Source organism: Bradyrhizobium sp. 35, from assembly GCF_023073215.1.
GTDB classification, from domain to species: Bacteria; Pseudomonadota; Alphaproteobacteria; order Rhizobiales; family Xanthobacteraceae; genus Bradyrhizobium; species Bradyrhizobium canariense_D.
Genome location: NZ_JADPJC010000010.1, coordinates 38094 through 50417, shown reverse-complemented (window position 1 = coordinate 50417; position 12324 = coordinate 38094). Strand labels below are relative to the sequence as shown.

11 protein-coding genes and 1 tRNA gene are annotated in these 12324 nt (G+C 61.8%); 5 read left to right on the top strand and 7 right to left on the bottom strand.

Annotated elements, in window-relative coordinates; genetic code table 11:
* The first annotated feature begins 139 nt into the window (after positions 1-139).
* Positions 140-319, top strand: coding sequence for a hypothetical protein (locus tag IVB36_RS00845; RefSeq protein WP_085351218.1), 180 nt, complete (start codon positions 140-142; stop codon positions 317-319).
* A gap of 29 nt (positions 320-348) precedes the next feature.
* Complete coding sequence (locus tag IVB36_RS00840; protein ID WP_247385942.1) at positions 349-552, top strand: hypothetical protein; 204 nt, start codon at positions 349-351, stop codon at positions 550-552.
* A gap of 7 nt (positions 553-559) precedes the next feature.
* Here IVB36_RS00840 and IVB36_RS00835 read toward each other — a convergent pair whose 3' ends face one another.
* A complete protein-coding gene (locus IVB36_RS00835) occupies positions 560-1273 on the bottom strand; it encodes a transporter substrate-binding domain-containing protein (protein WP_247390239.1) in 714 nt (237 codons plus the stop codon).
* Between the two features lie 360 nt (positions 1274-1633).
* On the opposite strand from IVB36_RS00835, the gene IVB36_RS00830 reads away from it, so the two are divergent.
* Positions 1634-4045 carry an ATP-binding protein gene (locus IVB36_RS00830; RefSeq protein WP_247385917.1) on the top strand — a complete coding sequence of 804 codons (2412 nt, stop codon included), beginning with the start codon at positions 1634-1636 and terminating at the stop codon, positions 4043-4045.
* A 352-nt stretch (positions 4046-4397) separates the two neighbouring features.
* A tRNA-Gly gene (locus tag IVB36_RS00825) sits at positions 4398-4471 on the top strand.
* On the opposite strand, the gene IVB36_RS00820 is transcribed toward IVB36_RS00825, so the two are convergent.
* From IVB36_RS00820 to IVB36_RS00790, 6 genes are all read right to left on the bottom strand, one after another.
* Positions 4460-5488, bottom strand: coding sequence for a hypothetical protein (locus IVB36_RS00820; RefSeq protein ID WP_247390237.1), 1029 nt, complete (start codon positions 5486-5488; stop codon positions 4460-4462). The two genes, IVB36_RS00825 and IVB36_RS00820, sit on opposite strands and share 12 nt — an antisense overlap.
* 903 nt (positions 5489-6391) lie before the next feature.
* Positions 6392-6613 carry a hypothetical protein gene (locus IVB36_RS00815; protein WP_247385921.1) on the bottom strand — a complete coding sequence of 74 codons (222 nt, stop codon included), beginning with the start codon at positions 6611-6613 and terminating at the stop codon, positions 6392-6394.
* 2 nt (positions 6614-6615) lie between these two features.
* On the bottom strand, positions 6616-6975 hold the full coding sequence (locus tag IVB36_RS00810) for a hypothetical protein (RefSeq protein ID WP_247385923.1): 360 nt from the start codon (positions 6973-6975) through the stop codon (positions 6616-6618).
* Between the two features lie 782 nt (positions 6976-7757).
* Positions 7758-7982: a hypothetical protein gene (locus IVB36_RS00800; RefSeq protein ID WP_247385927.1), complete on the bottom strand. Its 225-nt coding sequence runs from the start codon at positions 7980-7982 to the stop codon at positions 7758-7760.
* A 1769-nt stretch (positions 7983-9751) separates the two neighbouring features.
* The gene (locus IVB36_RS00795) at positions 9752-9931 is read right to left on the bottom strand and encodes a hypothetical protein (protein ID WP_247385928.1); all 180 of its coding nucleotides are present in this window, start codon (positions 9929-9931) and stop codon (positions 9752-9754) included.
* A gap of 659 nt (positions 9932-10590) precedes the next feature.
* Positions 10591-11469 carry a hypothetical protein gene (locus IVB36_RS00790; protein ID WP_247390235.1) on the bottom strand — a complete coding sequence of 293 codons (879 nt, stop codon included), beginning with the start codon at positions 11467-11469 and terminating at the stop codon, positions 10591-10593.
* Between the two features lie 300 nt (positions 11470-11769).
* Between IVB36_RS00790 and IVB36_RS00785 the strand changes: the two genes are divergently transcribed.
* The gene (locus IVB36_RS00785; RefSeq protein ID WP_018457641.1) at positions 11770-12312 is read left to right on the top strand and encodes a hypothetical protein; all 543 of its coding nucleotides are present in this window, start codon (positions 11770-11772) and stop codon (positions 12310-12312) included.
* The last annotated feature ends 12 nt before the right edge of the window (positions 12313-12324 follow it).

Below are 12324 nucleotides of genomic sequence, written 5' to 3'. Positions count from 1 at the left end.
CGACAATGGGGCTGCGGAAAATATTGCGTCGCGGGGTGTGGCGACGAAACCTTCGCGAAACCCGATTGCGGCCGAAAGGTGTGAACGCCGCGCGAAATCGGCGCGACTGATTGCCACCAAGAACACTTCGGAGGCGGCCATGTCGACCATCAAGATCATCTGCGACGCGCGTCGGACGGGAAAGTCGGAGCTTGCGGATCTGCACGACCAGAGCGGCCACCATCGCTATTACGGCAGCTCGGCCGAGAGCGGCGGCGAGCGCATCGTTGAAAGCCGGCGCGGCAAGCGCCCGCGCGCAATGAACGTTTGCGGCTTCTAGGCCCAATGCTTGCGAAACAGCCTGCGACCATGAACGTCGTGCAGATATCGATCGCCGCGATGCCGTTCCTGCTCTCGCTCGCGAGCAGGTCCGGCAAGGCGATGGCGCCATGCCTGCTCGCGGGCATCTTCACCGTGCTTCTCGGCAGCGAGCCGCCGCGGGCGACCATGGCCTGGTGCGTCGGGCTGTTGATCGCGGCGGTTGCGGTGCGGGAGCGGACTCGCACGACCTGACCGCGTGTCACATCCCGCTCAGCACCTGCTTGATCAGGGTTTCCCGCAACCGGGCGATTTCGCCGCTCGCCTCCATCTGCTCGATCATCCTTCCGACCTTCGGCACGAGATTGCGATGCCGTTCATGCAGATGGTGATAGATGCTGATGCGCTCGAGGGGTGGTGAGAGCGGATGGATCCTGGCCTGGAGATTGAGCTTCCTCACCGCAGCCAACCCGCTGAAGAAGTCGGTGACCATCACGTCGATGCGGTCGGCGTCGAGCATCTTGACCATGTTGTCGAGGCTTGTCGTCGCCGTGACCCGGGTCATGCCGCGCGTACCGGCTTCCGACGAGCCGACGCCGCGTACGATGCCGATGCTGTAGTCCCTAATTGAATGCCAGCCGGCGACGTCGAACTGCAGTTTCGTGGTGAAGACAGTAGGCTCGATGTAATTGATCGCAGGTGTCACCTGGATCAGCGTCGGATAGTCGCGAGAGAGCGTTCCAATCCGCTGGACCTCGCCGTCGACCTCGCCGGTGCTCGACAGCGCGAGCGCGCGCTTGCCGGGCACATCCTCGAATTCGAGCTTGATGTTCAGCCGGGCATAGACCGCGCGGAGCATCTCGCCGCCGACATATTGATCGGGGATATCGGCGATGCGCGCCAGCCTGATGACCTCTTGCGCCTGCGACGGGCCTGCCGCGAGCAGCAACAGGCAGACCACGACTATCCGCCTCATGACGCATCTCCCTGGCCATGCCTCTTCGGCGTGCCCTGCTACCATCGGATTCTGGGGCCGCGCGATCTACCGGAGATGGCGGCTGCGCCGGCCCGCAACGTTGAGAGCGCGTTCCCGCTGTACGGGCTCCGGACTTTCACCGATGTCAATCTAGCACGCGAGGTGGTAGTTTGCCTGGGAATCCTGCTGCTGGGCGCAAGATATGACCCCGTCGAGCTCAAGCTGCCAAGGGCCGACAGGATCATCGGCCGACAGGATCGCCACGTGTATCGCGTGCTGAGGCAGCGCCTCAACCGTTCACCTGCTCGCGGCTGCGATCGGTAAGCTGAGCAGGTGCCGCCATATTCGAGGACATGGTGCATGGGCGACGCAGGTGACGATGATATCAAGCGTGGCCGCGCCATTGCGCCGGCGGCTGCGAAGCAGGATTTGACCGGCATCGGCGCCCCGCTCGCGCCTCCGATGTTCGCGGCGCTCCTGTCGCGGATCTTCAACTGGTCGCGCAGCGGCGTCGGGCCTCGGCTGCTTGCCGCCGTGCTGCTGTTCTCGTCGGTCGTGACGCTGACCCTGACCGCGCTCCAGCTCTATCTGGATTACAATCGTGAGGTCGGACTGATTGAGACGCGGCTCGACGAGATCGGCCGCAGCACTACGGGCAGCCTCGGAGAGAGCCTGTGGAATCTCGACCAGAACCAGCTCAAGCTCCAGCTAGATGGCATTCTGCGGCTGCCTGACATCCGTGCGGCGGAAGTCCGCGAGATCGCCGATCGGCCCAATCCGATCCGCGTGGAAGTCGGCGAGCGAAACACTCGTTCGATCATGACCCGGGAGTTTCCGCTGAGCACGATGGTGCAGGGGACCTCGCGTGCCATCGGCACGCTCCGGGTCGAGGCGACGCTGACCGACGTCTATCAGCAATTGTTGAACAGGGCCCTCGTCATTCTGGCAAGCCAGGCGGCAAAGACGTTCCTCGTCTCGTTGTTCATCATCTACATGTTTCATCTGCTGGTGACCCGGCATCTCGTCGCGATCGCCGAGTACGTCGGCAAGTACAGCCTCGGCCGGCCGCCGCCGCCGCTGCGCCTGGAGCGCCGGCCGCCTGACGAGGCCGACGAGCTGGACAAGGTGGTCGTTGCTTTCAACGCCATGTGCGCCAACCTCGAACATGCCTATGGCGAGCTGCGCGAGGCCAATGGGAATCTCGAGCGTGACCTGAAGATCCGGCGGCATGCCGAGGAGAACGCCCGCGCGAGCGAGCAGCGCTTCCGTGACTATGCCGAGACCGCATCCGACTGGTTCTGGGAGACCGGCCCGGATCACGTGTTCACCTACATTTCAGAGCGCGCCGATGCTTTCGGCATGGACCACACGGCGCTGATCGGGAGGCGCCGTTCAGATGCCGCCTTCGACCGCGATGCCAAGCCGCAGAAATGGCGCGGTCACCTGGCGACGCTCGATCGCCACGAGCCGTTCCGGAAGTTCGAGTATCGCGGCCGCGATGCGGCTGGGCGCGCGCGCCATTTCAGCGTCAACGGCCAGCCGGTGTTCGGCGCCGACGGGCGCTTCATGGGGTATCGTGGGTCGGCCACCGATCTGACCGAGCAGCACGAGACGGAGGAGCGGCTTCGCCAGTCGCAGAAGATGGACGCGATCGGTCAGCTCACCGGCGGCGTCGCGCACGACTTCAACAACGTGCTCACTGTCATCACCGGCACCATCGAGATCATCCGGGAGGGACTGGCGGACAAGCCCGACCTCGCCGCGATCGCCCAGCTCATCGACGATGCGGCGGCGCGAGGCGCGGAGATCACCTCGCAGCTGTTGACCTTTGCGCGTCGCCAGCCGCTGGAGCCGCGCGAGATCGACGTCAACGGCCTCGTGCTCGAAACGGCGAAGCTGTTGAAGCCGACCCTGGGCGGAAACATCGAAATCGTGACCCACCTCGCGGACGACGCCTGGCCGGCGATGGCCGATCCGTCGCAACTGTCGTCGGCGATCATCAATCTCGCCGTCAATGCGCGCGATGCGATGCCTGGCGGCGGCACGCTGACGCTCGAGACCGCAAACCGCGAATTCGATGGCGCGGATGGTGCCGGTGACGGCGACGCCACGCGCGGCGCCTTCATCATGGTCGCGGTGGCGGACACCGGCCATGGCATCCCCGCCGACATCCGCGAGCGCGTGTTCGAGCCGTTCTTTACCACCAAAGGGGTCGGTCGCGGCACCGGGCTCGGCCTCAGCATGGTCTACGGCTTCGCCAAGCAGAGCGGCGGCAGCGTTGCGATCGAGAGTGAGGAAGGCCGCGGCACCGTGATTCGGCTGTTTCTGCCGCGATCTGCGGGCGGAGCGCAGGCCAGGACCGGCTCGCTCCAGGCGCCCGCGGCGGCACGCGGGCACGAGACGATTCTCGTCGTCGAGGACGATCCGCTGGTGCAGGGCTATGTCATCGCGCAGCTCGGCAGCCTCGGCTATCGCATCCTCGCAACCGGCGACGGCGCAACCGCGCTTGCGCTGGTGCAGCAGGGCGCCCAATTCGATCTGCTGTTTACCGACATCATCATGCCCGGCGGCATGAACGGGCAGGAACTGGCCGAGGCCGTGTGGCGCCTCCGCCCGGGGATGAGGGTGCTCTATACGTCCGGCTATACCGACAACGCCCTCGACCACGAGGGTCAGCTCGGTCCCGGCGTTGCGCTGCTGAGGAAGCCGTACCGGAAGGCGGACCTGTCATTGAGGATCCGCGAGGTCCTCGCCGGCGAGCCGCCCGCCTGAGCAGCCGGCGCGCGATGCCAACGAAAAAGGCGCGGCGGGGGAAGGCCCCCGTCGCGCCCGATTTCTTGCTCGCTGGTCCAGGGCTGAGAGCGCCCCGATGCCAAGCCTCTATTCAAGGCTTAGCGGGCGATCCCAGCGAGGTGACAGCGCTTGGTAAAAGACACTGGATCACCTCCTTTCGTTGGTTGCGGAAGATTTCAATATAGGCGGCAATTCCGCCATTGTTAAGGGGAGGCGGGTCCGGAGGAACCAGCGGCTGTTCGCAAGGCCGGGAAAGCGCTGGAAGCCCCATCTGGGCAGTTGATCCTGGGCAGTTGAGACCGCCGCCCGGCCGTGTTAGGGAGCCCCTGTCGCGGGTGTAGCTCAATGGTAGAGCAGCAGCCTTCCAAGCTGAATACGAGGGTTCGATTCCCTTCACCCGCTCCAATGTTTTCGAGTGCTTGTCGCATAGTCTGTTTTCCATTCGGACAAATGTCCGCCTTTTGTTCGAGACGCGCGGCGTTTCTTGGCCCCGTTCATCACCTGTCGTGTCGTGCGCTTGGTGTATTTCGGCAGCACCTTGACCGCCGTATGTCGCCCCTGCGCGAGCATCTCGCGGTCGGTAAGCTCGGCATCGCCGCCCTCGGTGAAACCCCCGTGACGGAATGACGTGAACGACAATTCGTCACGCAAGCCAGCGGCGCGGATCACGTCTTTGACCTTGCGGCTCAAATGCGTGAAGTCCGGTTGATTGGGCTTGGGCCAAGTCGGCCACGGACCGCGCTCACCCCAATCCCGGCACAGCATCAAGCCGCCGATGCGCTGGCGCTTGATGGCGTCAAGTTCGGCCATCAATTCGGGATAGATCGCTGCGCCAGCATCATCGATAGGCGGTATCCAACTCTCCTGTTTTGTTTTTTCGTCCACGACGCGGACCATGTTCGGGCGCTCTTTCGGTCGATAGTGCGACACGTCGAACGTGGCGAAAATATCAGTCTCGCGTTGCAGCCATTCCCAACCGATCAGTGCAGCGGTCGCCAGCGATGGCAGGCTAAGTTCAACCGCCTTGGCGCGGAATGCCAACAAATCGTCAAGGGTGGCGGTCGGCGTCTCACGGACAGATGACCGCAGGCCCATAAGCGCGAACGGGTTGACCAGCGGCAACTTGCCGGGATGACGACGTGCAACCACGTTCCAGGCACGGCGGCTTGACTTCATCGCATGGTTGACCGTGGTGCGGCGTTCGCGCTCGACCACGTTGCCGTCAGCGTCGGCCGTTCTGAGGATCAGCAATTTTTCGTAAAGGTGATCGGTCAGCGCGGTATCGATGGCGCTCAAGCGCTTCTCTTTTTTTGCATTGCCTTTTTCAACCGCCGCTTGCCAGATACAGCTGCGGTTATTCAATAGGCGCTGGACCGGAACGATCACCAAGCGTCCGATAAGTTTTTCCTGTAAGAGCCCCACACTCGGCTCCACTTCCGCATTTGGGTTTCCTGGTCGAACGGGAGGCTTTTGGGGACGCGAGGTTTTCGGCGGCTTAGTCATAGATCGCCCAGGTGTTTTCGGACGGCTGCGCTGCGTAGGTGCACTCGGGCCAAAGAAGAAAAGCAGCAGCCCGCCTGAGAGCCACTGCCTTTCTGTTATCCTACCAACGCAGTGATGATAGCCGCTATTGCCCAAAGGCAACTGGCTACATTGACGTTGATTTGCATTGTGACACGAGTTCTCATTGTTGAGCCCTCGGATCACGCCGGCACAATCCGTAAGGGTTGCGTATAGCGCCCAGTATCAATGGCAATTGACCGGCCATTCACTGGAGTATCGGTCCACCATTGGCGTTCTAGAACCCCCGCTGGCGGGCCCCATGTCGCTCCTGGGTGTCCCTTCGCTGGGTCGCGTCTGAGGCGAGAGCGTTGGGGCCAAGCATGGGCTGTTACTTATCCAACCGGATGGCTGCATTGCGAGTGCAGGGCCGAGTCGGGGCAACAGTGTGTTGAGGATGAACCGAGTTGCTATCTGAAGTCGAGCCAAGAACTTGGCTTATCCTCTGCTATTCGACAGGCGGTACGGTTGTCCGGCGTCCGCCTAGGTCGCGGATGCACCCGCGCATCGACCACGCCCTTGCCGGCGCAAGTGACCTCGGAGAACTCGCCGACTATCTCTTCCGGAAGAATCGGGCCAAGTCCGTCAATAGGCCGAAGCTGAACCGAAATCCCGCAGGTGGGCGCGGGGGCTCGGCCTCGGTGGGTGCGTTGCACCTCGGACAGGGCTCTCCTGCTGCACCACAGCCGCACGCGTTTGGGCCATCCCAAGGGCGGTCCGGGTGGGCTTCGCACACCCAGCCAGTGTCCTCGCAGGCGGCGCAGCTCATGTGTCAACCTTCGGAGCATCAGCCCTCGACCTGGGATGCACCCGCGCGTCAACCAAGACCTCGGTAATGGCGTCGCGCAGGCTGTCGCGGTCCAAGATGCGGATCAGCCGGTCGACCGTCTCCTTCGCATCGCTCTCCCGCGTGAGATAGTCCGCCAGCGCAATCATGGCGAGGTCGTAGCTCTGCTCAATCTGCTCGGCGGGGTTCAGGCGCACCATGCTCAAGCGGCTCCACGCAGGGGCAGCGCCAATTGGATACCGAACGGGCGGGTCGAGTTTGCCTCGATGAAGGCCCGCAAGGCTGCCGTGATCTCGGCGCGCCCTGTGACGCGCTCGGCAAGCTCATCGGCGATCTCGCTGGTGGCATCGCGAGACCAGCCCTCGATAGCATTGAAGGCGATGATCCGGACCGGATAGGCGTACTGGCCGGAGAGCAGGTCGCGGATGATGGTCTCGATGTCGGTGTCCTGCTCGTCGGTCTCGCGCCAGGAGCAGCCAGCAGGGGCGCCGAAGTCTTCCAGGACCAGGTAGATGTCCCGGTCCAGCCGATCCAGCGGCACGATCGACGGCGCATGACGCATGACGCAACTCCTACTCAAAGAGGAGCAATTGTCCGGCTGGCGGATCGTTCCGGCAGCTACTTCTGGCTGGCTGGGCCAGACCGGGACCCAAGCATGAAAGAGGCCGCCCACTGAGGGGGCCTTACTTCTTGTGTTCCGCAGGCGGATACGTTCGCGTTCGCAACGTGTTCACGGGCGGATTGAATACCTTGAGATAGCTCAAGGTAAGCACAAAACGAAAACTCCGCACGATGGCTTACTTCGGAGACTGTAGGCCGGGAGAGGCCAGCCAATCGCTGATGTGCGCGCCAGTATTAGCTAGCCGTGCTTTCCTAAGCAGGGCCTCGCGTTCCGCGCCTGCCGGTAATGCGCTGGCCTGCTCTTTGTACCTTGTTGCCAAATCGTCCAATCGTTCCTCAAGAGAGTGGGTCTGCTTCACTCTGCGGCGCTCGGTCATGGCGCTTTCCTCGGGCGGCTAACAACGACTCCAAAACGAGAAAAGGTAGGTTCAGTTCCAGCGCCGGAACGAACTTAGGCCACTGTCAAAATCAAATTAGGCCACTGCGGTCGGAAACAGGCCAGTCCCCGGCTATCCATGAGAACAGGTCGCCAACCTAGAACACAGGGCCAGCTCGGCCACCACGTAGGAACGATGCCCATCGGCCAACCTTGGTTCTACATGCGTTTCAGACGCATGAGGCTATCGGTTCGGTAGCTAGGAGCGGCCTCAGCCCTGGGTCGTGCCACCTTGGCCTGGGGCCGTTTTTTTGGAATGGAGGCGCGCAAGCTGCGGTCCGATGAGGTTATTCCACCACTCGCAGCCCTTGCTCGGTCGGCTCGTATCGGTGCCCGTACTGTTTCAGCCAGCCGCCTTCGACCATCTTCCGGGCCAGAGCCATCGTGCATGCTGGCTGACTGCCACCAGGGTGGTAGAGGCTGTCTCGGCGCTGGATCAAAAACCCGTAGACGCGCGCCAGCCGTAGCGGCTTGATCATCGCCGGAAAGAGAATGATGGACTTGTCGGTCATTCTTCTCCGAAGCGGCGGTATGGACGATCGTTCCGGAGTACTTGGGCTGGGTGTCGCAGGGCAATTGGATAGGCTCGACGCTCTGGTTCGAGACGAAAAGTCCCAGAGACTCTCGCGCGGCAGCTCAGAACGGTATTCAAGCCACGTCCCGCCGGGCGTCCCTAAGGCGCGCGCATTGCAACACGAGAACTCCTAGCGGTCGTCGTCCAAGCGTGACATGATCCATATTCGCGTTTCGGAGGGAAAGCCCGATGCGCCTTGCATTGCCTTATGTCGCAATCGCTGTCTGCGCGTGCCTGACCGTTTGGCTGTCTTCCATCCTCATCTATTGACGACCGAGAAGGTCCTCACCGGGCGTTAGCAGCTTCACGTAAGTGCCGCTCTCGTGCAGCTCCAGCCAGCCGCGCGCAGCGGCGAACTTGAGCGCGGAGCCGAACTCGCTCCCCGCTCCCCTTCAAGGTGAACAGAACGGCGCGTTGGATCCGCTCGATGCAGATGCGGCCGTCCTGGGCCGGCTCGAGTGCTGGCGGCGAGGCTCGGCGCTTGTTTCCGACCTCGGTGGCCTAAATTTGGGTGGCCTGATTTGAAATAGGGGCGAACCCAAGGAGCCACTCAAACGTTCTCTTCCCATGGAACACAACGGCACTGAATACAACGTGGTCCAGACTGCCAATCCCGTGGGATGGAAATGGACGTTCAACTACCGGGCCGCAAGCCCAAGACCGGCGTTGAGCCGAGCCGAGCTGCGCAATCGCGATCATTTCGGCAAAGTTCGCCATTGAAAAAGCGATCAAGGTTCAGCCCGTCACCGGCTTCGACCAAGCAGTAAGACCGCCTTAGTTTTCGTGCGACCCTTGAGATGCATCAAGGAATTTAGTCCGCAGTGAACACGTGGCGAACGCGAACGTATTCGTCTGTGGAACATGCAGGTAAGGCCGCCTCGGTGGGCGGCCTCTTCGTATGCAGCAGTTCTCGCCGCCAGACTTTTCCCATGAACGGAACTTCTGGATCAGTAGCGCCGATAGTGTCGATGGGCATAAGGCCGACGAACGACGACTACGCCACGGCGATACGCAGGACGATAAACCGGGCGAGTTCGAACGCATCCGTGCCGACCACACACCAGGGCTACTGTCTCAACGTTAGCGAGTTTTGATTGTCCCAGCGGAGCAACCGGCATTGCCGATGCCGTTGCAATTGTGAATGCGGTCCCACCGAGAACGGTCAGGGCGGCAAGAGTAAGTTTGAATTTCATCCATGCTACTCCAAGCGGAGACTATCCCCGCCAACCAAGTTTAGGCGTTCCTCCCTGAACCTTGGATGACCAAGCAGCCTCACGCTCTCAACGAGCGCCCCGGAAGGCGCGCGAACTACTGCGCGTCGGGGGTAGACCTTGCACATGAAGCGAACCGGCCCGGCTTGGCGGCCGGATGCGGGGGTCAGTGTGCGATAGTTTGATTGCGGCAGGAAGCTGGCTTGAACCTGGGCACCATAGGCGCATATTCGGCGGATGTTCGAGCAGCGACCAATTTTCATGGCTCGAAAAAATCCCGGACTTGGCTGGGGGGTCGATATTCTGTGGCCCGATGGCGAAACGGAAGTAATCAAGGGCTTTATTTCGGAAGGCGACGCGGTCAAGTGGATTGCTGAGCATGAGCACTCGAAGCCCTGGCAGGGAAATACGAATCAAAAACCACCCCTACAGCCTTAGAAACCCGGAATCGCCAATCCTCACTGGATTCTCGAAAGGCCGCCGCCGCCTATCTTCATCAATCGTGCTTCACGCTGTCCGCGATTACGCGTTCAACTTGTGAGGCGAGAACCGTCAGGTGATCAGCCAGCCTCGTAAACAGCTCTCGTTTCTTCGAGTCGGTCGCCAGATCTCCGATCAGCGCGCACTCGGCCGCATCCTTGCGGAGCTTTTCCAACTGAGCCTGCGTGTCTTTCATTGCAGCTACTCGTTCCTGCCGATGGAACTCTATAGCCAATGTGCGGAAGCGAACAGTGCTGGTTGCTGATTTTTCCTAGGCTCAGGACGCTTGAGCTTTCCCAAGGTCCAAGCACCTCCAGCGGCCCCGGCCCACACTCCCCAAAAGCCCCCCACGGCCGGGGCCGTCTTGTTATCGACATCCCATGACGGCGACCGCCAGGCCGGCCCCATTGAAATTCGGCCCGACGTCCGCCGCGCATCCGGCAGGCCGAACAGACAAAGCGCTCCTCGATGTCACTTAGCCGGAGATTGTCCGGCCAGGTGTCGGCGCTGACCGCGACGTGATGGCCGCAACGGTAATCGGCGGCCCTACAGCCCAAAACCGTGGCTAATCTCCCGCACAAGCCTGAACGCAGCGTCTGTATTTCGGCCGTAACAGAGCGCCTGATCGACCTGCGAAAGAATGGACAGCCCAAATAGCGCGATTGCAATGCCTCTAAACATGATTGTGGACCGGGTTGAACGATACAGCGAAAGTTCAAAACGGCCCCAGCCGCAGGTCGCCGTTACCTTGAGGCGGTTCGATGGTTCCATTCATTCGGACCGCGAACAGGTAGGCTAGGGAGGAGCCTCATTCGTAGCTTGGAGGCGTGGACAATCGAACCAGCAATCCCCGCTTTAGCGTCGGCCTTTTGACCTCGAGCCTAGCAGGTCATGCGTGCCGCTGACGCTCACGGTTTCGGAGCACTCGAAACCGCCAAAAATTCCGCAGGAGCCGGTGACCGTGACGCGCAGATCTTTGCGCTGGTACATGTCGACCGAAACGCCCACGCGCGAAAAGTCGTTCGCGCTGTTCGGCAATATCAAGTCGATGTGTTCGGCCGCCCAACGCGGCACATGTGAGTTGCTCTTCCAGAACAGCTCATTGCCGGCGTGGTGCATGAAGTTCGGCCCGACCGTAAGGGCACCGTCCACGCCCTCGAACACGAAGCCTGTTTCGTCGATGTGCACGTTCACCCGGTCGGGTGCTACTGCGAAATGCAGCGAGGTGATGTCCTGGGGCTGCGGGTCTTTGCCGAATTGCGAGCTGTAGGCATCGCTCCATTGTCCGCGGTCGCGTCCGAGCCCGAAGCCGTGCCGGCCCGGGAGATCCCGCGTTGAGAGTGGCTTGTCGGACAGCTTTGGGCGCCAGATCTCCCGAAACCCCTTGCCGATCGTTGCCGCCATCGACAGATCGAGAGCCCAATGCGACGCCTTTTCCGGGCTTTGCCCTTCGGCGAATGCGTCGAATCCGTCCGTCGTCTTGGCAATGCGCAGCTTCTTGATCAGCTCTTCCCAGTCCTTGGGCAGGAAGGTGACGCCGTCGAGCGTGGTCGTCGCGGCAGCGACACCATACTTCTCGAGTTGGTGTCGGATGTAGGGCTTCTCGTCATAAAGGCGCACATTCGGGTTGGCGCCGGCAAAGTAATTCTTCAAATCGATCTGCGGTCGCAGCATGGTCAATCGCGCCGCGATCTTCCGGTAAGTGTCGGTCGTCGTCGGATCGGTCGTCGTCATGGCGCGCCCTCCGTGGCAATCCTCACCTCAGATTGGTCTCGCCCGAACGGGTTCGGGTTCAATGTCTGCTCGTTCTATGAAGTTGCCGAAGGCCCCATGCCAATTCCGGCAAGAGTCAAACCCCTATTGCCCCAGCACCGATGCAGTTTGAACCCGCCAACTGGAATCGGCGACCACTATGCAGGGGGTACTTTAAGCGGCGAGGACGATCAGATGTCACTGCGAGGCAGGGTATTGGATATACTCAATGGGCCGGCGGTAGCACGCATTCGTTTCCGATTTCCGATCCGCGGCAGCCACGTGACGATTGCGCCGCAAACGTTCCATCACGTCGCCCGCGCGATCCGGTTGGGGCGAGTCACCGTCAGGGCTCCGACGGATCTCGCGGCAGGCGTTGCCGCACAATATAACGATGTGGCGAGAACCAGGGCGGACGGCACAGCGGTCGCTGCGAACACGCTGGAGGTCGTGTCGGCGGCGGGGCGGATGGACGGAGCCTATATCGTCCATGAGAGCCTGCATGCAGCCTACGATCTGTTGCGTACCGGCCTCGACGCCAATGCCGAAGAGGCGTCCGCGTACGTCTGCACGGCGCTCTATTGCCGCATGACCGGCCTCCCGCGGCCGCGCTGGGCCAACGGCCCGATTTACGCCAATGCCGCTGAGGTCGCCAAAACGTTACTGTCGCAATACCAAAAGGGCGATCCTGGCATTCCCTGGGTCGGCGAGAGTGAATGGCGGATGCTGCGCGCCGGCGTGGGCCTTCATCCGGTCTATACCAGCGGACCCGGTGGTATTCTCACCGGATGGCTGCTCGGCCAGCAGTACACCCACGATGGCTGAGTGATGGGCACC